19 protein-coding genes are annotated in these 26,975 nt (G+C 41.3%); 11 read left to right on the top strand and 8 right to left on the bottom strand.

Features of this window, described 5'->3' with window-relative positions:
- The first annotated feature begins 33 nt into the window (after positions 1-33).
- The 4 genes from nuoK (at position 34) to nuoL (ending at position 4,790) form a co-directional block, all read left to right on the top strand.
- Positions 34-339: an NADH-quinone oxidoreductase subunit NuoK gene (gene nuoK, locus M23134_RS15520; RefSeq protein ID WP_002697752.1), complete on the top strand. Its 306-nt coding sequence runs from the start codon at positions 34-36 to the stop codon at positions 337-339.
- 168 nt (positions 340-507) lie between these two features.
- Positions 508-1,920, top strand: coding sequence for an AAA family ATPase (locus M23134_RS15515; protein WP_002697750.1), 1,413 nt, complete (start codon positions 508-510; stop codon positions 1,918-1,920).
- Positions 1,898-2,608 (top strand): hypothetical protein, encoded by a 711-nt coding sequence (locus tag M23134_RS15510; RefSeq protein ID WP_045113677.1) that lies wholly within the window; start codon positions 1,898-1,900, stop codon positions 2,606-2,608. The genes M23134_RS15515 and M23134_RS15510 overlap by 23 nt, the downstream gene beginning before the upstream one ends.
- 73 nt (positions 2,609-2,681) lie before the next feature.
- Positions 2,682-4,790 (top strand): NADH-quinone oxidoreductase subunit L, encoded by a 2,109-nt coding sequence (gene nuoL, locus M23134_RS15505; RefSeq protein WP_002697744.1) that lies wholly within the window; start codon positions 2,682-2,684, stop codon positions 4,788-4,790.
- 60 nt (positions 4,791-4,850) lie between these two features.
- On the opposite strand, the gene M23134_RS38275 is transcribed toward nuoL, so the two are convergent.
- The 6 genes from M23134_RS38275 to M23134_RS15475 all read right to left on the bottom strand — a co-directional run bounded on the left by M23134_RS38275 (position 4,851) and on the right by M23134_RS15475 (position 13,039).
- The gene (locus tag M23134_RS38275; protein ID WP_002697743.1) at positions 4,851-5,864 is read right to left on the bottom strand and encodes a glycosyltransferase family 2 protein; all 1,014 of its coding nucleotides are present in this window, start codon (positions 5,862-5,864) and stop codon (positions 4,851-4,853) included.
- Positions 5,861-6,943 carry a glycosyltransferase family 2 protein gene (locus M23134_RS38270; protein ID WP_002697742.1) on the bottom strand — a complete coding sequence of 361 codons (1,083 nt, stop codon included), beginning with the start codon at positions 6,941-6,943 and terminating at the stop codon, positions 5,861-5,863. Before M23134_RS38270 ends, M23134_RS38275 begins: the two co-directional genes overlap by 4 nt.
- Before the next feature lie 96 nt (positions 6,944-7,039).
- A complete protein-coding gene (locus M23134_RS15490) occupies positions 7,040-7,693 on the bottom strand; it encodes a TylF/MycF/NovP-related O-methyltransferase (protein ID WP_002697739.1) in 654 nt (217 codons plus the stop codon).
- A gap of 50 nt (positions 7,694-7,743) precedes the next feature.
- On the bottom strand, positions 7,744-8,547 hold the full coding sequence (locus M23134_RS15485) for a class I SAM-dependent methyltransferase (protein ID WP_002697737.1): 804 nt from the start codon (positions 8,545-8,547) through the stop codon (positions 7,744-7,746).
- Positions 8,547-9,803 carry an ABC transporter ATP-binding protein gene (locus M23134_RS38265; protein ID WP_002697735.1) on the bottom strand — a complete coding sequence of 419 codons (1,257 nt, stop codon included), beginning with the start codon at positions 9,801-9,803 and terminating at the stop codon, positions 8,547-8,549. The genes M23134_RS15485 and M23134_RS38265 overlap by 1 nt, the downstream gene beginning before the upstream one ends.
- A gap of 17 nt (positions 9,804-9,820) precedes the next feature.
- Positions 9,821-13,039 carry a PKD domain-containing protein gene (locus M23134_RS15475; RefSeq protein WP_082226582.1) on the bottom strand — a complete coding sequence of 1,073 codons (3,219 nt, stop codon included), beginning with the start codon at positions 13,037-13,039 and terminating at the stop codon, positions 9,821-9,823.
- Between the two features lie 245 nt (positions 13,040-13,284).
- Here M23134_RS15475 and M23134_RS15470 point away from each other — a divergent pair, with 245 nt between their 5' ends.
- The 3 genes from M23134_RS15470 (at position 13,285) to M23134_RS15460 (ending at position 16,049) form a co-directional block, all read left to right on the top strand.
- Positions 13,285-14,727 carry a DUF6056 family protein gene (locus M23134_RS15470; protein WP_002697731.1) on the top strand — a complete coding sequence of 481 codons (1,443 nt, stop codon included), beginning with the start codon at positions 13,285-13,287 and terminating at the stop codon, positions 14,725-14,727.
- Positions 14,728-14,840: 113 nt separating this feature from the next.
- Positions 14,841-15,509 carry a heme exporter protein CcmB gene (locus M23134_RS15465; protein ID WP_002697729.1) on the top strand — a complete coding sequence of 223 codons (669 nt, stop codon included), beginning with the start codon at positions 14,841-14,843 and terminating at the stop codon, positions 15,507-15,509.
- Between the two features lie 90 nt (positions 15,510-15,599).
- Entirely contained in the window at positions 15,600-16,049 is a 450-nt protein-coding gene (locus M23134_RS15460) for a DUF7832 domain-containing protein (RefSeq protein WP_002697727.1), read from the top strand.
- 2 nt (positions 16,050-16,051) lie between these two features.
- On the opposite strand, the gene recQ is transcribed toward M23134_RS15460, so the two are convergent.
- Positions 16,052-18,190: a DNA helicase RecQ gene (recQ, locus tag M23134_RS15455; protein ID WP_002697725.1), complete on the bottom strand. Its 2,139-nt coding sequence runs from the start codon at positions 18,188-18,190 to the stop codon at positions 16,052-16,054.
- A 1,954-nt stretch (positions 18,191-20,144) separates the two neighbouring features.
- Between recQ and M23134_RS15450 the strand changes: the two genes are divergently transcribed.
- The 4 genes from M23134_RS15450 to thrC all read left to right on the top strand — a co-directional run bounded on the left by M23134_RS15450 (position 20,145) and on the right by thrC (position 25,923).
- The gene (locus M23134_RS15450) at positions 20,145-20,699 is read left to right on the top strand and encodes a hypothetical protein (RefSeq protein ID WP_002697723.1); all 555 of its coding nucleotides are present in this window, start codon (positions 20,145-20,147) and stop codon (positions 20,697-20,699) included.
- A gap of 348 nt (positions 20,700-21,047) precedes the next feature.
- The gene (gene thrA, locus M23134_RS15445; protein ID WP_002697721.1) at positions 21,048-23,543 is read left to right on the top strand and encodes a bifunctional aspartate kinase/homoserine dehydrogenase I; all 2,496 of its coding nucleotides are present in this window, start codon (positions 21,048-21,050) and stop codon (positions 23,541-23,543) included.
- Between the two features lie 4 nt (positions 23,544-23,547).
- Positions 23,548-24,480, top strand: a complete 933-nt coding sequence (locus M23134_RS15440; RefSeq protein WP_002697720.1) for a homoserine kinase — start codon at positions 23,548-23,550, stop codon at positions 24,478-24,480.
- Positions 24,481-24,585: 105 nt separating this feature from the next.
- Positions 24,586-25,923, top strand: coding sequence for a threonine synthase (gene thrC / locus M23134_RS15435; RefSeq protein WP_045113696.1), 1,338 nt, complete (start codon positions 24,586-24,588; stop codon positions 25,921-25,923).
- A 233-nt stretch (positions 25,924-26,156) separates the two neighbouring features.
- Here the strand turns inward: thrC and M23134_RS15430 are convergent, their stop codons facing one another.
- Positions 26,157-26,627, bottom strand: a complete 471-nt coding sequence (locus tag M23134_RS15430; protein WP_075164030.1) for a DUF4296 domain-containing protein — start codon at positions 26,625-26,627, stop codon at positions 26,157-26,159.
- Between the last annotated feature and the right edge of the window lie 348 nt (positions 26,628-26,975).

Below are 26,975 nucleotides of genomic sequence, written 5' to 3'. Positions count from 1 at the left end.
AATTTGTTGGTACGAATAAACCCCTGATGTTTTATGATACCCTTGGAGTACTATTTATATGTAGCGGCTTTTTTGTTTTGTGTTGGTGTGGTATTGGTGCTTACCAAACGTAATGCTATAGTGGTACTCATGGGGATTGAACTCATTTTTAATGCTGCCAATATCAATTTAGTAGCTTTCAGCCAATATGACCCTACCCATCTTCAGGGGCAAGTATTTAGTTTGTTTGTAATTGTAATAGCCGCAGCAGAAGCTACCATTGCTCTCGCCATTGTTCTAAAAGTATACCAACGTTTCAAAACCATACGTTTGGATGATTTGAACGAACTGAAGGGATAACTTTTGTAAGTGCGCCCTCCTGCTTGCTTCCAAGCACATTTTTTCGTTCACCTTGTCTGTTTATCAAATCATACCACGACAAGGCAAATAAAACTCATGGTTATTTTTAGGTTTAAGTTTGAAAACTTGAAGCAGTAAAGTAGATTGGTTTCCAAATGATAAAAAGTTATGAAACTGCACCTACAAAATTTTGGACCTATACAAGAAGCCACAATAGATTTGACAAAAAAAATCTATGTATTTGTGGGCTATAACAATAGCGGCAAAACTTACCTTTCACAATTGATCTGGAGTATTTTTTCGGAAGACACCCTACAACGCTTTACCAAAAGTGTAACTACGCTGGGAAAACCCACCCAAGAAATGCAGCTTACTCCTACCCTGCTCGACGCGGTCACCCATCAGTTTGCTGAATTTATTCTACAAGAGGTACTACCTGAGGTGTTCAACGACTCGCGCAAAGAGTTTATAGGCAATCATCAGCTTCAGCTGAATTTTCGCTATACAATTGAAGCACTTATTCCATTAGAGGTAGACTTGCACTATCCAGCTTTGGCAAGTGAAGGAGGGCTGATAAGAATGGTCAAGCCCAAGGGGAGTGAAGTGATCAGGGCTGAACATGGCATACCTACTGCGGTGCAATGGGTAGATTGTATCACTCGTTTACTGTTTCACCAAACCGTAGGTCAAACACCTCTTTTTTTGCCAGCCAACCGGATTTTTTTTCCTGCTTTTTACAAATACCTGTTTCAGCTGGAGCGTGAAGATAAACAACGCATGGAGACTGAAATGTCTCGTTTGTTTCGCTTGTTGCAATCAGACACTGAAGAACTACAGCAAGCTATGAAAACCTTGATGGAGGCTTTTCAAAGCCCTTACACCGCTCCTACCAATGTTTTGTTCAAAAAAATGTATGAGCTCAATACCCACTCGGTGCCCAAAAACCACTACCGGGACTTGATGCTTATCTTACACGAATTGTTGGGAGGAGATATTGTCATGCGTACAGTAGAGGGCTTGGGTATTGTAGAGTTTAGGCTTAAGCTACACAAACAGTCACGTGACTTACCTATGTTTCTGGCGTCTTCGTCGGCTAACCAACTCACTACCTTGTATTTATACTTAAAGTATTGGGCAGAAAAACAAAACAATTTTTTGATGATAGACGAACCAGAGGAAAACCTACATCCTGGCAATCAGGTAAAGCTCAGCAACTTGCTCATTAGGTTTGCCACTGAGCACCAAAACCGGGTACTGATTAACACCCACAGCCCTTTGATGGTAGAGAATATTAACAATTATGTGTACCTCAATATTTTACGTGAACGCATAGGGCAAGACGTAAAGGATATTATTCGCCAAAACGGGCTCAGGCTAGACCCCGACATTCGTCTAAAGCGGGAAGATTTGGGAGTATACTTCTTCAAAAGGGGCAAAGTAACCAACCTGGACAATGAGTCTACTGATTTTGGTATTCATTTCCGCGATTTTTACCGTGTATCGCGAGAATTGAGCAATACAGGGAAGATTTTGACTGATTACATAGATTTTGCCGACGATGAAGAAGATATATTTGATTAATCATCAGACTGAAGATGGCTTGCTCAAAAGCTTGTTTCCGGTAGCATTGCGCAGCGAGGGACTAGGGTTTATAGAACAGGTGCCGCTCAACCAGCACATTCAAATAAAAGGAGGCACTCTGGAACGCGCTCCTAAACTAAACGCCTTGAAAATAGAAGGGTTAGATGAAATACAAAACCTGCGCGAAGTATTGGTGGTACACCTGGAGCAAGACATAGAGGGAATATCTACCAAACATCGCACTCCCGAAGTAGCTATTTTGTTGTTACAGGAATTTGAGTCTACCTTTAGGCTGCAAATATGGTTGATTGAACTGAAAACTTCTATCACTAACCGATCGCTTGACAGCATAGAGGCAAAGTTTCGTTGTGCAATGAACCGCATGTACATGTTACTCAACTTTTTGGATTACACGGACTATGGGGATCATAAAAACATTTATATGACTTTTAAAGGCTTGGTATTGTATAACAACGACCATACTAAAACCGAAGACGATCGGATTTTGTACCAAATTCTCAAGCACTACCGTGAAGGAACTATTACCCATAAACGTGACGTGACCCTGCGTTGCGATACCTTATTGAGTGAAAACGACAAGATTCAAGTAAAATTTATTCAAAACACCACTACTAATCTTCATAATTTTGTTTTATCATTGAAAGAATTAATGCGCAACCCTTTGTGATAAAGCCTGATTATGACAGTATAAAGAATAATTAGGATAATTGACTGATGATTAAGTCTTTAACCCTGAACACATGACCTATTTAACACTGCTTATATTACTGCTCCCATTCATCAATTTTTTGGTTTTGCTGACTGGACAAAAAAAGATCAAACGTGGAGGCGGGCACTTTGCTACAGCTGTATTGCTTGTTACTACTGTGTTGGCAATTGTCACCGCTTGGCAGGTATTAGGTGGTCAGCCGTTGTACATAGACATTTACTGGTTTAGTTTGGGTACGCGTAGTTTTAAGGTTGACTTGTACATTGACAATTTGAGTGCTTTGATGATGATTGTGGTCACGTTGGTATCAGCATTGGTGCACATGTTTTCGTTGGAATATATGAAAACCGACAAAAACTATAACCGTTATTTTGCCTATTTGGGCTTGTTTACCTTCTCGATGTTGGGCATCATCATTTTTCATAATTTACTCATCATCTACATTTTTTGGGAACTGGTAGGCGTTTCTTCTTATCTGCTCATTGGTTTTTGGTACGAAAAGAAATCAGCTACCCGTGCCAGTCAAAAAGCATTTTTAGTCAATCGCATTGGTGATGTAGGCTTTTTAGCAGGCATCCTGTTGGTTTTCAATTACTTTGGCGATTTCAACCTATTGAGCATTGCCCAAAGTCCTCAATTTGCCAGCTTGTCGGTGGGGGTTTTGCTTATCATTGGTTTATGCTTGTTTTGTGGTGCAGTAGGCAAATCGGCTCAGTTTCCTTTGCAGGTATGGCTGCCCGATGCTATGGAAGGACCTACCCCAGTATCGGCACTTATTCACGCAGCTACCATGGTGGCAGCTGGGGTATATTTGCTGGCACGCATTTTCTTTTTACTGAACCTAGAGGCTTTGTCTGTCATTGCCACCATTGGTTGTATTACCGCATTTATTGGGGCATTTTCGGCACTAGCCCAAAGCGATATCAAAAAAGTATTGGCTTACTCTACCATTTCGCAATTGGGCTATATGGTCATGGGCATGGGAGTAGGCGCTTACGAGGCCAGCTTATTACACTTATTGACCCACGCATTTTTCAAAGCTTGTTTATTTTTATGTGCTGGAGCAGTTATTCACAGTATGCATCAACTTGAGCACAAACTCAATATACATTTCGATGCCCAAAACATGTACTTGATGGGAGGATTGCGCAAAGCCATGCCTTTTACTTTTATGTGTTATGTATTATCTGCTGCGGCCTTGGCAGGGCTGCCCTTCTTCTCAGGCTTCTTGTCAAAAGATGCCATCTTGAGTGGTTCGCTTGCCTGGGCATCGTTCAAAGGAGGTGGAGTATGGTACTTGTTGCCCTTATTTGGTTTTTTGTCGGCATTTCTTACTGCTTTTTATATGGGACGACAGTTGTTTTTAGTGTTTTTTGGCCACCTGGAACTTGAAAAAGTATTCGAGGAAGCCAAAGGAGCCCTTGCCAAAGTGAAAGATGTACCACTTCAGATGAAAATACCTTTAGGAGTTTTAGCACTGGGTGCCTTATGGTTGATGGTATCGCTCAACCCTTTTGATGCCGAAAGTGGTGCTTTGTGGCAATGGTTGGTGCCTGCCAATAAAAGTAAGGTCATCGCTGACAGTGTTTTTACTGAGCTCGCCACCAGTAGTCACCACGTACATGGGTTTACCATTGCAGTATCGGTCATTCTTGCCTTTTTGGGTTTAGGGCTTGCCTACGCACTGTATCGCAAACACAAAGTACACCCCGAATATGCGCTGTTGGGTACTCCGGCTTTGTTTCACCTATCACATCACTCGCTTTATATTGATAAGTTATACAAAAATACTGTGGCTCGTTTTTCCCTTCGTTTATCGCATAAAAGTTTTGCTGTAGACGACTTGTATGACCAGGTTTTCACCAATGGCATTGTGAAGTTTTCGGGGACTGTAGCCCGATGGGATAAAAAAGTAGTAGATGGTGTAGTTAACTTTGTGGCCAAGTTTTATGTAGTACTGGCTCATATCATTGCCTGGATAGACAAAGCAATTGTAGATGGTTTTGTGCATTTGTTGGCTTACCTGGCAAAGTTTACCGGACGCATTAGCCGTAGTTTTCAAAATGGGCATATCCAGAGTTATTACCTTTGGGTTGTCATATCTTTGATTGCTTTGGTGCTATTTTTAGTCGTCAATTAAGGGAACAAAGAAGAAATAGTAGACACATTTTTAGATGTTCTTTTTCACACTTTATTGCCCCTATAGTTTAAGCATACATTTTAGCCAAAACCTAAAGCGTTGCCAATGGCTCCATTGATGATATAGAGAAAGTTGGTTTTGCCCAATTAATTGAAAAAAGCGTTTGCCTAAATGAGTTTGCCCTGTGGTGTGTTTACTCCATATTGATTTCAACAGGTTAGTAAAAGCAGGTTCAGGGTATATTTGCTTTGCCCGATTTTGTCGGTGTAGTTTTAGCAACCAATCTGAAAGCTGCCGAAGTGTTTCTACACTTTGCGATAACTCACTACGGGTACAGGCGTAATGCAAGTCTAGCTCTTGAGGAGTGGGTTTGATGCCTAAAGCCTGAAGTTGGCATTGATGAATAAGTTGGGTGTTTTTAATCTGAAGTGCTTTAAACCTGACTGAGACTTGTTGATCGTTTTGCCGTATATAATAAAGCACTTCCGGAATATTGATAAAGTGGGCAATCGCCAGACACCTTGTCCATAAATCATAGTCTTCGGCATGCACAAACCCTTGATCGAACTTTAGATGATGCTTTAGCAAAAAACTCCGCCTAAACATAGTAGTGGCATGCATGATTGAATTACCCCAAAGTAAAAAAGCTTTGATTGCCTCACTCTCTACAGGTAGTTGGGTGATAGTTTTTGAATGTTGGGTGATGTAAGCTACCCAGGTACCACACAAATCCGTGTCAGGTTGGGCTTCCATTAGGTGTACTTGCTTTTCCATGCGAGTTATTTCACAATAATCATCTGCATCCATTCGAGCTATATACTTTCCCTTTGCCATACCAAACCCTTGATTCAAGGCAGTAATTACTCCTTGATTTTGCGAGTGTTGGTATACTTGAATGCGCCTGTCGGTATATTTTTCTATTACTTTTAAGCTGTCATCAGTAGAGCCATCATCAATGATGATAAACTCAAAGTTAGCATACGTTTGGTTCAGTATGCTTTGCATACTTTGAGCAAGGTAAGGACTGGCATTGTACACGGGCATTACCACCGATACCAAAGGTTGATCTGTCATGATTGTGCAGGCTCTAAGTAGTGGCTTTTCTTGGCTAAAATACAATCAAGCAAAAAACGTAAGGTATTTTTTTTTCCCGCATTGTAATACTTTCTAAAGAAAGCTTTTTTGTATAAACGCCAAGTGCTAAATCCTTGGGTTGTGTATTGATTGCAGAAAGCAAACCATTTTTTCGCTATATCTTCCAAAAGTAAGTCCTGGGGGCAAATGTATTCATTGAGTTCCCTGTTAGTGCTGATCAACTTTTGTAACCAGTCTAAAGTTGTTTGAAACTTTGCCTGAGGATAAGTTTGTAAAGCACGCTGAGAAAAAAAATCGCAATGTAATTGAAATTCCTCTTCGGTTATATCAGGGTAAATGGTTTGCATCAGTTGCCGAAAACTTATTGTATAATTCTCCACCAGCAAATGATTGAGAATAGTAGACGTTTGTTGATCGTGTAGTCTGTAATGCACCAAAACTTCGGGTATATTACCAAACTGACAAAAAGGGGTCATTCTATGCCAGAGGTTGGCATCTTCGGCGGGGTCTTTTGTTGGGTCATATTTGAGTTGGTGCTCTTGTAAGAGCTGGTGCCTGATGATGACCGTGGGATGATAGGTAAAAGTTCTACGGGTAAAAATTCGTAAGCGACATACCTCAGGTTCTGAAGGATAATTGTACACCTTTACCCACTGATCTTTGCCTTTGACCGTTTTAAATTGATGAATAAATGCCCCTGACACACCTATATGCGGATTGTCTTCCATGAATTTCACCTGGGTGGCTATTCGGTGAATCACGCTTTTATCATCCGCATCCATGCGTACAATATATTTACCCTTGGCTACCGCAAGCCCTTGGTTTATAGCGTCTGCAATGCCTGTATTGGTGGGTTTGTTAATCAAACAAATCCTGGGATCATTGTATGATGTTATAATGTCTTGACTTTCGTCTTGCGAAGCATCATTTACAATGATAAATTCAAAGTGAGGATAGGTTTGGTGCAAAATACTGTCTATGCTGTCTTTAAGGTAAGGTGCTGCATTGTATACAGGCATGACTACCGAAACTAGTATTTGGGTGGAGTCTGTGTGCATTGATTAAAAAGTATTGAATAATTATGGTCAGGGCAAATCTATCATTAAAACCCTAAAAATTGTTGTTTCGGGTTACAAAATCCCCTCCAGATCAATTCATTTTTTTATCCAGCAAACCGAGTTATTATAGGTGTAAATTCTCGCGGTGGCACTTCTCGCAGATAAAAAATCATGCACAGCCCTGGCACAACCATCCCAAGTATAATAGTCGTCCATAATGATAATGCCATCATTGACTACATAGTCAAACAAGTGCTCAAGGCAGAGTAAGGTAGAAGCATACCAATCTGCATCAAGCCTTAATAAAGCAATAGGTTCTTTAGGGTACTGTCCCAGAGTTTGATCAAACCACCCTTTATAAATATAGGCATTGGTAATGCCTGCCAACTCCATTGCTTTAGCTGCCTCCTCATAGTCAGCCTTACAATTGTTATGATAATGAGGGTTAGAAGGCGTTGCCTGCCATTTCAGGGCTCGCACACCATCTATAAGTTCTGCGGGGGGCAAACCTTCAAAACTATCAAAAAGAAAGTACTCTCGCTGACGCCCCAATAATTTAGCCATTCCAGCAATCATTCCTCCTTTCCAAACCCCACACTCTACTATAGCCCCCTCAAAGTACCTGATTCTTTCGGCAAGTTCAAGGTTATGTAGGTAGGGTTGTCGAGGCACCATTGTATACGTTTGAAAAGTCTGGTAAATATGCTGACGATACCGCTTTTGTTTGGCAGCAAAAAAATGCTTGAGCATAAAAAGAAGGGTTCAGTTTTACAAATGACTAAAGAAGAGCTTGGAACATTTTATTTTCTGTGTTTTACAAAGGGTAGCTTTCTCTTCACTCCCTTCATTAAGTTATTAAAAGCATTCTTAATACCCGTATTTTCTTGTTTAAGATAGGCAATATGTTCTTTTAACAATGATATTTCTGCATTTTTGTTCGCTATCATTTGTTCCCATATTTTTGGATGTACCACATCCTGGAGCGTATAAAGTGAGTTTTGCTTTAAGTGCTGCAGGTGTGCATCGTGTTGCAGCCGTTCGTTTTTTACAAACACCAACAGGTTCTGCTTATACCAGTGCTCTACCTGGTCGTTTGCCCAAAGGCTATGCTTGATACAATTGACAGGAGTGAAACGTGCTTTGGCAAATAAATCCACCCAATACGACGCCCACTGCTCGTTGACATGATGAATGCCCCCCTGATGAGGAATGGCTGCCGAAAAAACCACAATCTCTCCTAACCTTGTCAATGACTGTACAAGGGTATTCGCTTGGTTTGCAGGCAAATGCTCGGCAACTTCAAGACACATTACCAAATCGTACGATTGGTTTATTGCCAGTGGTTGCTGCAGATCATGCGCAAGAAAATCCTTGGGATGAATCACCGAATGATTCAAGTCAATATACGCTGGGTTGTCTATTCCCAACACTGACGACACCCCTTCTTGTTGAAAAACGGATAACCATATTCCCAACCCACAACCCACATCTACTACCGATTTGGGTTGAAACAATTGTATAAGCAGCGGTACTACTTGTTGAGCTGATGGCAACATGGCCAATAAAAGTGGGTGGGGATAAGTTGCTTCATTGCCAGTTTTCATCAAACACAAGTTATGGTTAAATCGGGTTGATAATAGTGATTAAAATACGTTTTGGGCAACACGCCTGACTTGTATACATCTGTTGGTATCAAGCGAAAGGATAAAGCATCTAAAATCACGTCGAATATATGCTGTTGATCTCCCAAGTATAAATCCAGCGAATAATTACCATCGCCATAAAGCAATAACTGTGGTATAGTAATAGTAATAGTGCCTTTTTGGGGATCTTTTGACGAGAGTACAACTCCTTGTTGTTGATTGTTGACGCCTAATACCTCTTGGTTGAAGCTATTTTTGACCACAAAGCCGAAAATAAGCTGAATAAATGGTTTGCTATGCTCAAAGTGTACCTCGCATTTAAAATGGCAACCACTGTACATTTGGTCTGACACACGATGGTCACAATACAACACCGCACTGATCATGCCTTGGCTATTGGTATAGGTTTTATTGGGGTGGTTGTACAATGAGATATGCTCTGAGGCTACTTGAATGTGTGTCGATGATGACGAAGGTGAGTAAAGCATTTGTGCATAAAACTGCAGACTTTTTTGAATGGTTCCTTCATACATCTGCTTGCCCTTGCCGAGCACCAGCCCCCGGTTGCACAATTGCGCCAACTGAGTTTGATTATGGCTACATATAATCACGCTTTTACCTTGACTAATATGCTGTTTGATGTACTGAATACACTTTTTTTGAAAAGCCGCATCGCCCACTGCCAATATTTCGTCCAATACCAGTATATCAAAACGTAAGTGTATCGCAACCGTAAAAGCCAGTCGCATATACATTCCAGAAGAGTAGTGCTTTACAGGGGTATCAATAAATTGGGCAAGTTCAGCAAAGTCTATCATCTGATCAAGTTGTTGCTGTATGTCACCCTTGGTCATTCCTAAAATTCCCCCATTCAAAAAAATATTCTCTCTGCCAGTAAGGTCGGGATGAAACCCTGTACCTACCTCAAGCAAAGCATTGATACTGCCCCAAAAAGTGATCTGACCAGTAGTAGGAGGAGTAACTTGTGCAAGTATTTTGAGCAGGGTACTTTTTCCTGCACCATTTTTACCCAAAAGACCCAATACATCTCCTTGCTTTAGGTCAAAAGAGACCTCCTTTAGCGCCCAAAAACTCTGCGATTGAACTTGTTTCTTAGAGGTAAAAAACTGCCTTAGGGTATCTTGAAAGGATGTTCTTTGATCATAAGATTTATAACATTTACTCACATTCTCTACACTTAGCACAACTTCGCTCATGGGTAAACAAGTTAAAACTATTTGATAAGCACTTTTTTTACAATTTTAGCATTCCCTCTAATAAAGACCAATGTATACAAACCAGTACCTAATTGGTTGGTAGCGTATCGGTAATTATTACGCCCAGCAATCAAGTTTAGCAGCTGTACCTCCCCCATTAACACCCCTTGACTACTAATTATTTGTAACTTTACCACATCGTTGTTTTGTTCCGAAGGTAAAAAATAGTCTATATTGATGTAATCTACTGCAGGGTTAGGGTTAATACCCAATATTTTAAACTGACTGTCATATTCCTGGCACGCCACATTGTTAGTAGCTACAGCATCTGTAGTATCATTTATTTGTGATATAGAGGCGCAAAAAAATGGGCTGCTTGCCAACTCATCGGCTGACACGGGTAAAGGCACAATATAGTTGGTTTGCTCATTTGTATTCAACAGCCCTGTCCATACTGTTTCTTGGGTGGTATTACCAAAGTCTAATACAATTTTGAGTTTTGTTACAGGCACTTGTGCGTTATTCTTCAAGAACATAATACAGCTCCCCCCTTGCACCAGGGCATTGGTTACTTGTGCATCAAGAGTATTTTTACAAAAACTGTTGTCAAGTGTTTTTGCATCTTGTCGGGCGTTTACATCTATAATATAAGCGCAAACCTGAGACACCATACTACCTTGTCCGGTTTGCAAAGTAAACAGGTACTCGGTAGATTGTAACGAGTTCAAAACACCACTCCATTGTCCAGTAAGTGTATCGGTGTTGTTGAGTACTACCCGTAAGTTAGACGAAATAATAGGGGTGTTGCCGTTATTGGTAAGTTCTATAAATATGTTATCATCTTGTATCCTTACGTTGGTCAAGGCAATTTCAGTCACAGTATTGGATGCCGACACAATTACTTGTTTGGTTACAGGAATACTACAGCCATTTGCTCCATAGGCACTAAACGTAACAGTATAAATACCCGGCGTATCGTATACATGCGCTGCGTTGGCATCTGTACTGGTTTTGCCATCCCCAAAATCCCACAAATAGCTCAATGCCCCACTGGTTTGATTGGTAAAACTCACCGACAAAGGAGCATCACCTGTAGTAGTAGACATTTGCATACTGCTTTGCAAACCCTCTTGAAAACTAATGCTCTTTTTGAAAGTGTTGCTCACTCCCAAATTGGTTGTGACAGTCAAACTTACCTCATAAGTAGCCACAAAATCAAAGGTCACTATGGGGGTCTTTTCGGTAGAGGTACCAGCCCCGCCAAAATTCCATTGATAGCTCACTATCTCGCTCCCTACATTGTCTTCTACTTTACTTGTATTCACAAATGTAAGTGGGGTTTTGGTACAGGCTTTTTGCGAAAGGTCAAAGTTTACCTCTGGCACTGCTCCTACAGTAACACTTTTGGAAAAGAAAGAAGAACAGCCACCAGTTGTATCTGTTACTGTAAGGCTCACATTGTACACACCTGCTTTGGTATAGGTATGCGAAGGATTTTTATTGATAGAAAAAGTACCATCATCAAACAGCCAGAGGTAACTGGTTTTACTGCTTTCATTTTGTACAATGCTGTTATTAGTAAAACTAATTGCTTGAGAAGCAGCCGGGTGGTTGCCCACCTGAAACTCCGCTTTGGGCATAGGCCTTATTTTAATCGTTTTTACCAAGGCATTATCACAGGTGCCACTCACAGTTTTTGGGGTAAGTTTTACCTGATAAGTACCTGGTATAGTATAAGTATGCGAAGGGTTTTTGAGGGTAGAAACTGTTCCATCTCCAAAATCCCAGTCCCAACTATTGACATCACTGTCAGACCCAATACTTTGGTTTTGAAACACGGTAGTTTCACTTATACAAAGGTTAGTTGGAGTAAATTGTGGTATAACGCTCGCATCTATATTGGTACTATCTATATAATAACCCAATGATTGCATGTTGGCGTCGAACACCTCTAGCTCTGTATAATATTTACTTGACAAAATATAACGGTTACTTGGGTTAATGCTGGTAACAGACTGCTCAACAGAGTTATTACAATTGGTGGGGTTATCAAGTTTAATTTTTATAAAAAAGGGTTCGATGCCTAAATTACTACTTTGGTTGGCTACATACAAGAACCAGTCAGACTTATCTTTGTTTACACTAAAACCAAATGTTTCGCGGGTATTGGTTCTTGCCAAAACATTAAACCCTCCCAGGTTTGTTATTGAAGCTTTTGGATCAGATATTTTTTCGCCCAAGTCCAGTTTCAACACTACATACTTGTTGGTGAGAATCAAGGCATAATAACGATTGCCTTCCCGCACTATTTCTACGTCAAACCCTGCTCCTACCTCATTTGCTGCGGCAACGTCACTCCATCCTTCGATTTCGCTATCCAACAACTTAATAGTGGGTGTATTGTTGATGGTAGCACCAAAACTTATATAATTGATATTTATCGGGCCAACAAAGGTAGGGCCAGTGGTTGCCCCAATTCCATACCATTGATTGTCGTCTCCTTTGATAAGATCAAACCCCCACACCCCATGGTCGCCTGCTCCTGTCTTTAATAAGTTGGCGGTAGCCGAGGTGGTAGGAGCGTTTGCCATAGAGTTGCCAAAATCAAATATCACCAGGTTTTTTTTCCAGTTGGCGGCTACAGCCACAAACTTGCTCCCATCTTTTACCAAAGACAAATGGGTGGGGAAATCCAAATCAGCAGAATTGATGACGGTTGCCACGGGAGTGTTATTGCCTAAATCACTGCCAAAGTTTAGCTTAGTCAAGGTGTTGTTACCAAAATTTACAATCAGCCCATACCAGGTGCCATTGTCATTGATAATGTCTATGCCACAGGACTGGTTCAGCGAACCAGTAAAGCCAGCGAGGTTGGTAATGACAGGAGTGTTGTCGAGCGAGTTGCCATAGAAAGCCCTGGCAACGCCTGCGTTTCTAAAGTCAGGCATAAAAGAGTACCAGTTGGTACCGTCAAAGACTGTAGCAATGTCAAGCGGGCGGGTCACTCCATTAAGGCCAGTAGCAATAATATTACCGCTGCCCGATGCCTCCACTAAATCGCCTGGGCAAAAGTCCCAAAAATGACGGTTTGCGCCAGGGTTGGGCGAGGTAAAGGTAATGTCAGTGTTGGGACAGGAATTGTCAGGAATATTAAAACCCTGAGCTAATGTGAGTTGAGAATGGATAAGAAGCGTCAAACAGATGAATAAACTATAAAGCTTTTGAGAATGAATCATAAAAACAAACCTTTGAGAATAATATTTAATAGAATAGCAGGGTAACAAAATATTTTTTTGTTTAAATATAAATACTTTGAACAGTACGACACGAAGTAATTGATAGTTGAACTATAACTTATTAATTTTACGGTTTTGTATACAAACAGTTTGAGAATTTTGATGGTATTCGCGCTTTAAACAAGCACTAAGCCTACACTTTATGTAACCAACAAGTCTATTTTTTATTAAAAAATCCACCCTTTGTGAAACTCCCCCATTTGCCCCAACACCTGAGCCCAAAGCAGAAAAAAAATGCCCACTACTGGATGCATCTATTGCTTTTTGGCAGCAACCTGATTGGGTTAAGTTACATTTTTTTGGTTGCCTACTATAACAGACTTGCACTGGATGACTACTGCGAGCTGTACATGTACCAACGCCATGGTTTTTTCACCGCAGTAAAAATATGGTATAACCAATGGACGATCAGTGTAGCCCTCAAGCCTATCACGGTGTTTTTTATCAATGCCTCCAAATACATCCATTCTTTATGGGTATACATCATACTACTTACCACATTGTTTATTTGGGTGTTTTACCGCTTGATCAACACCATACAGCAAACGCTCAACTTACAAAAGCAGCCTTGGTTCAACCTTCAACTTTCTATTTTTATTTTTTGGGTACTGTTCAATAGTTTCTTTAATCCCAGTACTTACTTTTGGGTAACCGCTTCGGTAGGTTATTGCTTTACTTTGACCTGCTTTTTACAAATCATAACTTTTCTTTTAAGCCCTCCTAAACCTAAAGTACTCAGTTACTTTTTTACGGGTCTAAGTGCTTTATTTATTGGCAATGGCTCTATCAACCTGGCATTTACTTTATTGATCCTGCTAGGCTTGCTCATGCTTTTTCTATTGTTTGAGCACCCCTGGCAAGTAAACAAAAAACAACTGGTCAAAAAAGTATGCTTTGTGCTCGTGATCTGCCTCACAGGTATTACTGTTACCTTGCTGGCACCAGGCGTATATGCACGCAAAGCCATGTTTCCAGAAATTAGCATTGCTGAGGCTTTCCGTCGTTCTCTAGGGGCTATTCAGGTATTATCGGCACTTATTCAAGACAAACTTAAGTACTTTCTTATTCTGCTTCTTCCTATGGTCTATGTTGGCACTTTGTTTCGGACGCCCCATACTCAAAACGATGCCAAAGTAACAGGCTGGTTTCTGTTGGGCTTACCTTTACTGCTGATCATTATTTGGGTTGCCACCTTGCCCACCATATATGCCATAGGTAGCATAGGCCCCCTTAGATCACTTACTCATCTCAGCCTGTATATAGTGTGTTATGTAGTAAGTTTTGGTTTTTTGATAGGGTACCAGACTATGTTCTCTAAAAAACTGGCCTTTGTACTCGCCTGCAGTAGTTTTTTTTACCTTTGTGTGATTGGGCTAAAAAAAATAAAAGACGATGTGCCACAGGTAGCCCAATATGCCAAAAGCTATGACCAGCGGATGGCATATATAAAAAAGTTAAAAGCCCAAGGGCACACCCAAAAAGTAGTCCTTCCTCCACTAGCTCAACCCAACTATACCATCATTGCAACCGATGAATTGTCTCAATCGTCCAATTACTGGGTAAACAGTTGCCTGCAAAATGCCCTGGAGCTGAAATTTGAACTTACAGAACGCCAAACAAAAAAATAACCCCTGTATCTGTTTGCCACTTCTGCTAACATGTCATAAGTTTACACTTGTTTTTGGCTGATTGCTTGTGTACAAAAACAACTCATTGATTATCAGCACTCGACAATTAATAGATGCTACTTAGAGAAATACAAATACTTGTCAAAAAGGAAGCCTTGTTAGAATGGCGGGAACGCTACGCCCTTAATGGCTTATTGTTATATATTGTAAGTACAGTCATGATTACCTACTTGAGCTTTAACCTCAAGCAAGCTGTACTCTCCCCTCCTACCTGGAACACCCTCTTTTGGATCATTCTTTTGTTTACAGCTATTAATGCGGTAGCCAAAAGTTTTATGCAAGAACGTCAAGGCAGGCTCCTTTATTATTATACTCTGGTAAGTCCACAAGGCATTATTTTATCCAAAATCATTTATAATAGTTTGTTGATGTTGGTCATTGCCCTCATTGGCTTTGCTACCTATGCCTTGGTATTGGGTAACCCTGTGCAAGACACTGGGTTATTTATTTTTAATATGCTATTAGGAGGCATAGGGTTTTCGTCTACACTTACCATGGTATCCAGTATTGCTGCCAAAGCCAATAACAATGCAACTTTGATGGCCATCTTGAGCTTTCCGGTGATACTGCCCATGTTGTTGATGTTGATCAAAACTTCTAAAAATGCGATGGATGGCTTGGCAAGAAGCGCCAGCTTTGACGAAATACTTACCCTCATAGCCATCAACATGATTGTAGCTACGGTGTCTTTTATCCTGTTTCCATATTTGTGGAGGGGATAAGCAATAACTCACCCCATATTTGCAATAGGATATTTGAAAACTAAAAATTATCTTGCTAACTTCATAAAGATATAAACCATCACAAATACAATGGCAGTAAATAAAGAATCAGAAGAATTAATTTACGATCGTGCCAAGCATCATTTTATGGGTAAGTTTCCCAACATTTTACCTATAGAGCAAGCTTATGTTCATATCGGCATGTTTTTGGGCTGGATATTGGAACACAACATGTACAGCGAGTTGTTTGAAGACGAAGCAGGGCACCAAATCATTCGTTTCAAAGAACGCGAAATTACTGCCTCTATACTAAGCGCTATGTGGGATGGTTATTTGGGTGAAGATTTGTTTAATAACGAAGGGAATGAGTTTTCGAAAAGCTACTACCAGTCAGGAGAATACAAAAAAGACTATGAAGAGCTATTGGCTTCGAGCCTGCCCTCTTTTTATCACGTAGAAGATACCTGGGAAAACTACCACAAAATAGCTGAGCGAATCACTGAACGTTATGACAGATGGAAATCTTCGCCTAAAACTTAGTCTTACTCTCCTTCCTGCATTTTTTGGTAAACTGCCCAGGCTATTTTAAGTTTGAAGGGGTCGTACTCACCCTCAAAATGGGCGATAATCTCTTCTGGTTTTACCTCGCTCCCCTTGAGCCTTACTGTAGACAAAATTTGGTCAAGTTCTTGCCTACTGATAAACTTCAATAATTCTACCTCGTGCCCCAGCTCATACAATTGCACCAAATGCTCATAAATATCTGTCAGAGGTAAATTTTGCTCTTTAGCAATGTCTTCAGGGTTTAGGTCTTGCTCATAAAACTTGTAAGTAATCAAATACAACGCCCCTTCTACCTTTTCGCCATTATGGTACTGTTCTATCAAAAACTCACGAATGAGCTTCAGAAAATCTCTGCCAAACTGCTCCGCTTTTGGAGGGGTTACCCCCGAAATCATTTCCATATTGACAAGTGTCGTGGGGCGCCCTTTGGCAAGTTCGCTCAATGTATAATCATTGAACACCTCTTTGGCAGGTATATCGTGGGCAGTAGCTACTTCTTGCCTTAAAATGCGTAGTTTTTCAAACAACTCTTCGTACAACATCTCAGGCTTGCTGCGGGGTTGGTCACCTTTGCGGCTAAAATCAAACTCAGGTAGCGCCAGCTCCACTATGTAGTCTTCATACAACACCTTAGCACTCAAAGCTCCCCGTTTCAACACAAAATTGTCATCATAGGCTATGTCAAAAATACCCAGGTTAATCATTTGTTGTAAATAATCTTTCCATTCGGGATAACTGACATTTGCCGCCGAGCCAAAGGTTTTTATTTCATCGTAGCCCTGTTCGGCAATCAAGGCAGTTTTATTGCCTCGCAACACATCAATCAAAGTAGGCATTTGCACGGCTTCTTTGAGTCTGATACATGCTGACAACGCTTTTTTTGCTAATAATGTGGCGTCAAACCTGCTGCGAGGCTTGCGACATACATCGCAATTGCCACAATCTTCATGAACCGCTTCCCCAAAGTAATTCAATAAAATTCTACGTCGGCAAATGCTTGCCTCGGCATATTGCTGCATACGGGCAAGCTTTGCCATTTTTAGCTGATTGTTATCCAGTTCGTGGTTGGTTTTGCTTTCAGCAATTAAGGTACGCCAGTGAATCACGTCTTTGAAAGAGTAAAACAGAATCACATCGCTTATCTCCTGATCTCGCCCGGCACGCCCAATCTCTTGATAATAGCTCTCCAGGTTGCGTGGCATATTGTAATGAATAACAAAACGTACATTGTTTTTATGAATGCCCATGCCAAAAGCCACCGTAGCACATACAATGTGTACCTCATCATTGAGAAAACCGTGTTGTACCTGACTCCGCTCTTTGCTATTAAGCCCAGCGTGGTAACAACGCGCAGCAAAGCCTGCTTCCTGCAACTTTTTACTCATCTCTTCAGTTTCTTGCCGGGTAAGGCAATAAATCAACCCTGTTTGGTTGGGGCGGCTGTTCAAAAATCGAATGATGCGCTCTATTCTGTGAAAACCAGTAGTCACATTCATCCGAATATTAGGACGGTCAAATGATGCCGTAAACAGCTCATAATCGGTCAGTTGCAATTGATTTATAATGTCTTGCCGGGTAATGGTATCGGCGGTGGCGGTAAGTGCCACCATGGGCTTGGTAGGAAAAAACTCTTTGATTTTACTTAGTTTACTATATTCTGGGCGAAAGTCGTGCCCCCAGGCAGAAATGCAATGCGCTTCGTCAATGGCAAACATACTGACCTGAATAATTTTAAGAAAATTGAGAAAAGTCTCTGAGGTGAGCTTTTCGGGGGAAACATAAAGTAACTTGATTTCTTTATTAAAACACTTGTTCTCAATCAACTCTTGTGCTTCGTTACTCTGGGTACTGTTGAGGTAAGCCGCCGGAATATTGTATTGGGCAAGGGCTGCCACTTGGTTTTTCATTAAGGCAATCAAGGGGGACACTACTACACAAAGCCCGTTGAACATCAGTGCAGGTACTTGATAACAAAGTGACTTCCCTCCTCCAGTAGGCATCAGGGCAAATACATCTTTACCTTCCAGAATAGCACTGATAATTTCTTTTTGCAAAGGGCGAAATCGGGAATACCCAAAATAGTCCTTAAGTATTTTTTCTGATTCCTGAACAAGCATTAGTTAGTCAATTGGTTTGTTAAAATTACAAACTTATGCTAATAAAAGCAATGCAAAAATGCTAAAATATACCATTCATAAAAGGATTCTGCTATTTAAATGGGCAATATTTTCATCAATGGTGAAGCTACTTAAAAATGGGGTGATTGCTTGATGGTTTGATGGTTCGCAAAGCAGTTAAAAACAGCGGCTGACGCACCTCATTGTGCCATTGTAGACAATTCAACCCTAAATCATACACAAGTTGTTTTTCAAAGTCTAAGGTCAGCAGTGCTCAGGTCACCCTGTGGTAAGACTTGAGCAAGAGGTAATTGTTTGAGTTGAAGTGGCCCTACGTGTGCCGTTGTAGACAATTCAACCCTAAAAACAGCCTCCACATATTGGCATTAAGGCTTTAGCCAGACCAATACCCTACCCTAAAACCCATACACAAGTTGTTTTTCAAAGTCTGAGGTCAGCAGTGCTCAGGTCACCCTGCGGTAAGACCTGAGCAAGAAGTCATTGTTTGAGTTGAAGTGGCCCTACGTGTGCCATTGTAGACAATTCAACCCTAAAAACAGCCTCCACATATTGGCATTAAGGCTTTAGCCAGACCAATACCCTACCCTAAAACCCATACACAAGTTGTTTTTCAAAGTCTTGGGTGAGCAGTGCTCAGGTCGCCATGCGGTAAGACCTTCGCGAGAGGTAATTGTTTGAGTTGAAGTGGCCCTACGTGTGCCGTTGTAGACAATTCAACCCTAAAAACAGCCTCCACATATTGGCATTAAGGCTTTAGCCAGACCAATACCCTACCCTAAAACCCGTACACAAGTTGTTTTTCAAAGTCTGAGGTCAGTAATGCTCAGATCGCCCTACGGTAAGGCCTTCGCGAGAGGTAATTGTTTGAGTTGAAATGACTCCCTACCTGTACCGTTGTAGATAAAAAGCAACTTCCACATATTGGCATTAAGGCTTTAGCCAGACCAATACCCTACCCTAAAACCCGTACACAAGTTGTTTTTCAAAGTCTGAGGTCAGCAATGCTCAGGTCACCCTGCGGTAAGACCTGAGCAAGAAGTCATTGTTTGAGTTGTCCCTACGTGTGCCGTTGTAGACAATTCAACCCTAAAAACAGCCTCCACATATTGGCATTAAGGCTTTAGCCAGACCAATACCCTACCCTAAAACCCATACACAAGTTGTTTTTCAAAGTCTGAGGTCAGCAATGCTCAGGTCACCCTGCGGTAAGACCTGAACAAGAGGTAGTCCTATCACCCCCTAACCTAGTAAACACAAAAGCGTTTGAAGGCATGTTATACAGCGAAATTCATCGATTTTACAATCAAAAAAACAAATAACCCAAGTCGTTTTAATTCACCTACAAATTAGGCTTATGCAGAAGAAAGCCAAAACCTAGCATCAGCACCTAAAACCCATACACAAGTTGTTTTTCAAAGTCTGAGGTCAGCAATGCTCAGGTCACCCTGCGGTAAGACCTGAGCAAGAAGTCATTGTTTGAGTTGTCCCTACGTGTGCCGTTGTAGACAATTCAACCCTAAAAACAGCCTCCACATATTGGCATTAAGGCTTTAGCCAGACCAATACCCTACCCTAAAACCCATACACAAGTTGTTTTTCAAAGTCTGAGGTCAGCAATGCTCAGGTCACCCTGCGGTAAGACCTGAGCAAGAAGTCATTGTTTGAGTTGAAGTGGCCCTACGTGTGCCGTTGTAGACAATTCAACCCTAAAAACAACCTCCCCGGTCACCCTTCATTAAGACCTAAGCAAGAGGTAGTCCTATCACCCCCTAACCTAGTAAACACAAAAGCGTTTGAAGGCATGTTATACAGCGAAATTCATCGATTTTACAATCAAAAAAACAAATAACCCAAGTCGTTTTAACTCACCTACAAATTAGGCTTATGCAGAAGAAAGCCAAAACCTAGCATCAGCACCTGCGTACATTCAATCATGAACTATCATACCGAAATAGCTTTTGCCCTTAAAGTATTGCAAGATGCTGAAGGTAATGACTTTGACGAAGACAAAATGCAAGCAATCGTACAACAAGAAGCTGATTATATGCGAGTGTTTTTGCCACAGCCTTACACGCTCGCTCATATTTGCCACCTTGCTCAAAATGCTTTATATGGCTTAGACAGAACTATAGCTATAGAGAAGTCCATTATTGCCAAAGAAAAACGTTACGAAGAATTAAATCAACAGTTGGAAAAATTATCGGCTGGCAAGCTTTGGTTTTTCCAGAAAAAGAAGAAACAAAAAACACAAGATTTTCAAACATTGCTGGCTGATCTTCAACAAGAAATATATCAATGCATGGAAGAAGTTCAATCACCTTCAGCCGCACCTTGGGAACGAGATAGAATCGAGCTTTGCCACATATTTGGTCAGCTTTTATGCCCTCCTACCCTTGACAATACTGAAGAGTTTGAGCAAATATTATGTAACGAAATTCACCGGTTTTATGGGCAAAAAGCCAAATACTTTGAATCCTTATATAATTGATTCATAAAACGACACCCTCACCAAACTTTATTTGGCTTTATTAAGCATTACTAATACAATATTAACCTTCCATTCATTCACTCCTAATGAGCAAATGTTGCGCTTTGTTTGGCAACAAAACCCTTATCATATAACACAATAAGGATAAAGTTATACTCTACGGCTAAACCTTACCAGATTATTGCCATACCTACCTTTCTTTTGTGCAACTCTTTTGCGCTCTATATTTTTTTTATCATTTTTAGCCTCTTTCAAAAAAGTAATTCAATTATCAATTATCAATAAAATACAATGGTGTTTCACACAGGCTATGTGGAAGCATCGCTATTTGAAAATCACTAAAATGCAATGAAAGTTTTAAAATTCGGAGGTACTTCGGTGGGTTCACCTGAGAGTATCAAAAGTGTAAAAGACATTGTACGCCAATACCAAGAAGGCGGACAAAAAATCGCAGTAGTTGTTTCCGCCCTCAAAGGAACGACGAATGCCTTGGTAGAAATGGGGCAAAAAGCCCGTTTGAACGACACCACCTACCAAACGATTTTAACAAACACTGAAAACCATCACTACGATACCATCCGAACGCTTATTCCTGTGGCAGTGCAAAGCAAACTTTTGTCAGGCGTAAAGGTGCTGTTCAACGAAATAGGTGAGCTGTTACAAGGAATTTCATTGCTTCGCGAATGTTCGCCCCGCACCTTGGACATGCTGCTAAGTTTTGGCGAACGTCTTTCGTCCTTGATTGTGAGCGAGTACCTCAAAATAGAGGGCATTCAAGCGGTGCAGGTAGATGCCCGACAACTCATAGAAACCAACGACCAATACAACAAGGCAAGGGTAAACACCGAAGCAACCAACCAAAAAATACGTCACTACTTTGATGCCCTCAACGGGGTGGCAGTAGTGACTGGATTTATAGCAGCTACTGCTCAGGGCGATACTACTACCCTTGGGCGAGGTGGCTCTGACTATACGGCGGCTATCTTAGGGGCTGCATTGTATGCTAAAGAGATAGAAATATGGACAGATGTAGACGGCATGATGACTGCTGACCCACGCGTAGTGAAACGGGCTTTTTCGCTAGAACACTTGTCTTACGAAGAGGCCATGGAATTATCTCACTTTGGGGCAAAAATCATTTACCCTCCTACCCTGCAACCTGCCATTTCTCAAAATATTCCATTAAGAATAAAGAATACTTTTAACCCCGATTTTGCTGGCACACTCATTGGTCAGGCAAGTGCACAAGGACAGTTTCCAGTCAAAGGAATATCGTCTATAGCACACATTGCTTTATTGCGAGTAAGTGGCAGTGGTATGGTAGGGGTACCTGGAGTATCGTCGCGTATCTTTGGAGCGTTGGCCCAGCATCAGATCAATATAGTATTGATTAGTCAGGCTTCATCTGAGCATTCTATTTGCTTTGCAGTAGCTCCTGAAGACGCTAAAGAAGCTAAAGAGGTGATAGAGGAAGCTTTTTCACTTGAAATTCAAGCCAAAAAGGTCAATAAAGTTTCTATCGAGCAAGACTTGTCAGTGGTGGCAATTATAGGCGAGCACATGCGCCGTATGCCGGGTATTTCGGGCAACTTGTTTACTGCATTGGGCAACAATGGTATCAATGTGGTGGCTATAGCGCAGGGTTCGTCTGAACTAAACGTATCTACGGTCATTGCCACCAAAGATTTGGCGAAAGCCCTCAATGCTTTGCATGAGGCTTTCTTTTTGTCGAACACCAAAACCATTCATATATTTATGTTAGGGGCTGGTTTGATCGGCAATACATTGCTGCACCAATTACACCAACAAAAAGAGTATTTGTTGCAAGAACAAGGCATCAATATTAACCTGGTAGCCCTTGCCAACTCTAAAAAAATGCGCTTTGATGAAAATGGGCTGGATATTTCTCTGAGCAAAGATGAGCTGTTGGCCACTGGCGAAACATCTGATACACAAGCTTATATCAATAAAATGAAAGCGCTCAACCTGCCCAACAGCATTTTTGTAGATTGTACTGCAGCCCATATCGCCATTGACTACTACGAAGACATTCTCAAATCCAGTATCTCAATCGCTACGCCTAACAAGCTTGCCAACTCAGCCGACTACCTTACTTACCAAAGGCTAAAGCAAGCAGCTTTGTTGCATGGGGTCAAGTTTTTGTACGAAACCAATGTAGGGGCTGGGCTTCCGGTAATCAATACCCTGAATGACCTACAAAACAGTGGAGACAAAATACATAAAATAGAAGGGGTATTATCGGGTACACTTTCTTATATCTTCAACAACTTTGACGGAAGTACCCCATTTAGTGAAATAGTAAAAGACGCTAAAAATAAGGGGTTGACTGAACCTGACCCTCGTGATGATCTCAACGGACAAGATGTGGCACGTAAGATTTTGATTCTTGCCCGCGAAGTAGGTTGGGCACTTGAGCCAGACCAGGTACAAGTAGAAAATATTTTGCCGCAAAGTTGTTTGGATGCAGCTTCGGTAGAACAGTTTTTTGATGCGCTGGAGCAAGCGAATGGAGTTTTTCAGGAAAGGGTGGAACAAGCAGCCAAGGAAGACAAAAAACTACGCCTGGTAGCGGTGCTTGAAAACGGTGAAGCCAAAGTAAAACTGGAGGCAGTAGATAGTACCCACCCTTTTTATACTTTACGAGGCAGCGATAACATGATTGCTTTTACTTCGCAACGTTATCAAAGTCAACCTTTGGTCATTAGAGGACCAGGCGCAGGAGCCGATGTAACAGCGGCAGGAGTGTTTGCCGAAATCATAAGCGTGCGTCATTATTTGGGACAAAGCAGCTATAAGTTTAACCTCAGCATCAACAAAGTATAAGGTTATGGGAAAGAAAATCAAAGTATTTGCTCCAGCTACTGTGGCCAATGTAGCCTGCGGCTACGATGTATTGGGCTTTGCCATTGACAGCCCCGGCGATGAAGTAGTAGTAGAGCTAAAGGACGAACCGGGAGTAGAGATTGTGGCAATTACTGGAGACGGTGGCAAACTGCCTACCGATACTACCTCAAACACTGCTGGCGTGGCTATGCAACAATTGATCAAAAAAACTGATTATGAAGGGGGTGCCAAAGTTTGGCTTCACAAAAAAATGCCTTTAGGCAGTGGGTTGGGCTCTAGTGCGGCAAGTTCAGCAGCTGGAGCTTTTGCCATGAACCAACTCTTGGACAAACCATTTACCTCCGCCGAACTGGTCCCTTTTGCTATGGAAGGGGAACGCCTTGCCTGCGGAGCCGCTCACGCCGACAATGTAGCCCCTGCCCTCATGGGTGGTTTTGTGCTCATCAGAAGTTATGCTCCGTTAGACATTGTCCCCATAGATACTCCAGAAAGTTTGTATTGTACTGTGATACATCCACAAATAGAAGTAGCTACTAAGGATGCCCGACAGATTTTGAAAAAAGACATTCCTTTGACTGATGCAGTGACACAATGGGGAAATGTAGCAGGCTTGATTGCAGGCTTATACCGCAAAGATTATGGACTGATTAGTCGCTCACTGCAGGATGTAGTGATAGAACCCGTGCGTTCATTATTGATTCCTTCTTTTGGCGAAATAAAAGCGGCTTCGCTCAAAGCCGGAGCGTTGGGTTGCGGTATTTCAGGCTCAGGACCTTCTATTTTTTCGCTTTGCCAGCATCAAGAGGTAGCCCTTGAAATAGCCCACATTCAGGCAAAGATTTTTGCTGATATGGGGGTCACCAGCGAAACCTATACTTCGGCAATTAATCAAAATGGTCCAATAGTAATGAAGTAACAAATTAAAAGCTGCAAGTAGCTACAGTTTTGGGGCAAGTGTTTAATAAAACTTGTGGCTTATAGCTTGCCCCTTGCAGCTTTTTATCTCAAAGAATTTTCAAAAATGCAATTATATAGTACTCAAAAACAAAGCAAGGAAGTAAGCTTTCAACAAGCGATCTTTCAGGGGCTTCCGCCCGATAATGGTTTATATGTGCCCAAGCAGGTACCTACCCTGCCTGCTAGTTTTTTCGACAACATCGAATCGTTGTCTTTACCAGAAATAGCCATTGAAGTAACTAAAGCCCTGTTGGGCGATGAAATACCTGAAGCTGACCTTGAGCGTTGTGTACGCACAGCAATCAATTTTGATGCTCCTGTCAAGAAGTTAGACGAACAGGTATATGTACAAGAGCTTTTTCACGGACCTACACTTGCCTTCAAAGATTTTGGGGCACGTTTTATGGCACAACTGATGGGCTATTGGCAAACCAAACAAGCCACTGATGCTTCAGCTACTCAAACACAAGATATTCATATTTTGGTAGCCACTTCGGGCGATACTGGCGGGGCGGTAGCCCAAGGCTTTTATCAAGTACCTGGTATCAAGGTGGTGGTACTTTACCCGGCAGGTAAGGTGAGCCCTATTCAGGAAAAGCAGTTTAGCACGCTGGGCGAAAACGTGACCGCGATAGCCATTGACGGTACTTTCGACGACTGTCAGAAACTAGTCAAGCAAGCTTTTCTCAACGATGAACTAAGAAATCAACTACCGCTGTCATCGGCTAACTCCATCAATATCAGCCGATTGATTCCCCAATCGTTTTATTATTTTTATGCTTATGCGCAACTCAAGCATTTGGGCAAAAAACTAGTATTTACTGTGCCTAGTGGCAACTTGGGTAACCTATGTGGAGGGTTGCTTGCTCAACAGATGGGCTTGCCTGTTCATGGCTTTGTTTCGGCAACCAATAAAAACAATGTATTCCCTCAGTTTTTGCAAAGTGGCGAGTTTACTCCTCACCCGTCGTTTGCTACCATTTCTAACGCGATGGACGTGGGCAACCCCAGCAACTTTGCCCGGATCAAAGAGTGGTTAGGTGATGATTATCAAGCGTTTGAAGGGAAAATCACCGGGAAGTATTACAACGATGAGGAAACCAAAGAAACCATCAAAAAGGTGTTTGCGCATAGCCAATATGTGCTAGACCCTCACAGTGCCATTGGCTATCGTGCTACTCAAGAGTACCTTGCCAACAAAGACGATGATATAGTAGGGGTGTTTTTGTCTACCGCCCACCCCGCTAAATTTCTGGAGGTAGTAGAACAAACCATCGGACAGAAGTTGCCAATACCCGAAAAATTGCAAGAGGTAATGGATAACCCCAATAAAAACCTGACGATGTCTAACAGTTTTGAGGAGTTTAAAGCATACTTGATGAAAGCATTTGCAGAGGCATAAAATCAACCTAAGGAATGGTGAAAAAATAAATTTCTATAGTTTACAAAATATTTTGAAGCTAGACGCGGCACGGCAATATCCAGTGGATATTGAGCGAGCTTGAGGGATGGTCGGCTAATAGCAGCGCTATTCGGCTATTTTTTAACAAAGTATAGCAACAAAAGATGAGGTTAAGAATGTAAATTTATTTTGGAAGCATTCCTAAGATCAAGCTTGGCGCTTGGTCTTTTTCATTATTTCTTTTTGTCTGCGTTGGCTTTTGGTTTGTTTGGTATCATTTTCACCTCTATCAGGGGTTTGGCTACCTTTGGAGTCTTTTTCTTGGGCTTGTTTTTTTTCTTGTTGCTACTTGAGTCTTTCAGGGTATTGGCTACACTATCGCTCATTGCTTTCATTTTTTCGGCTACTTCTGTGTAAATGTCTTTCATGTGATTCATGTTTTCAAAGTAGTAGTCATAGCTTTTGTAGTAACGGGTACTGTCTGTTTTATACTTTTTAAATATATCCACTTGTGCTTTGAAATAAGCTACCTGTGCCGAGTCACGTAACAAATACCGGGATGCATCTATTTTTGATTCTTCGAGGTGAATATCTACCAACATATTCACCATTTCTTTTTTAGGTATAATGTCTTTAGGTATCTCTTTTTTGTTAGAGCAGGCCACTATCAAAACCACTATACAGGTATAAATGAAATTTTTCACAAGGGTATCGTCAAAGAGTTATTAAATAATTGGCAAAAAATAATAGACTTTACCAAAGTTGTATCATTGATTTTGAAACCGTACACTTTTTTATAGCAGATAAGTCTTGATTTTTTTAATAGTTTTACAGCATAACAATAGCTGCTAATCTGTTGAGTTGTAGAATAAAACCTGGTTTCGTTTCCCTCAGGCATCCGTTCATTTCCCCGAATCAAGTTCGGGATCATGGATTTTCTTTAGCTAAAAAAACGAACCAAAAAAAGCCACCGCTGTAGTTTGCCTGGCTAAAATTTGTTTCATTACGCCGAAACAGCTCAAACTCGCCTGCGGCTCAAACAGTGATCTGTT

The sequence above is a fragment of the Microscilla marina ATCC 23134 genome (assembly GCF_000169175.1).
In the GTDB taxonomy this organism is placed as follows: domain Bacteria; phylum Bacteroidota; class Bacteroidia; order Cytophagales; family Microscillaceae; genus Microscilla; species Microscilla marina.
Note: the sequence above shows the minus strand (reverse complement) of the source record. Positions and strands in the feature narration are given on the sequence as shown.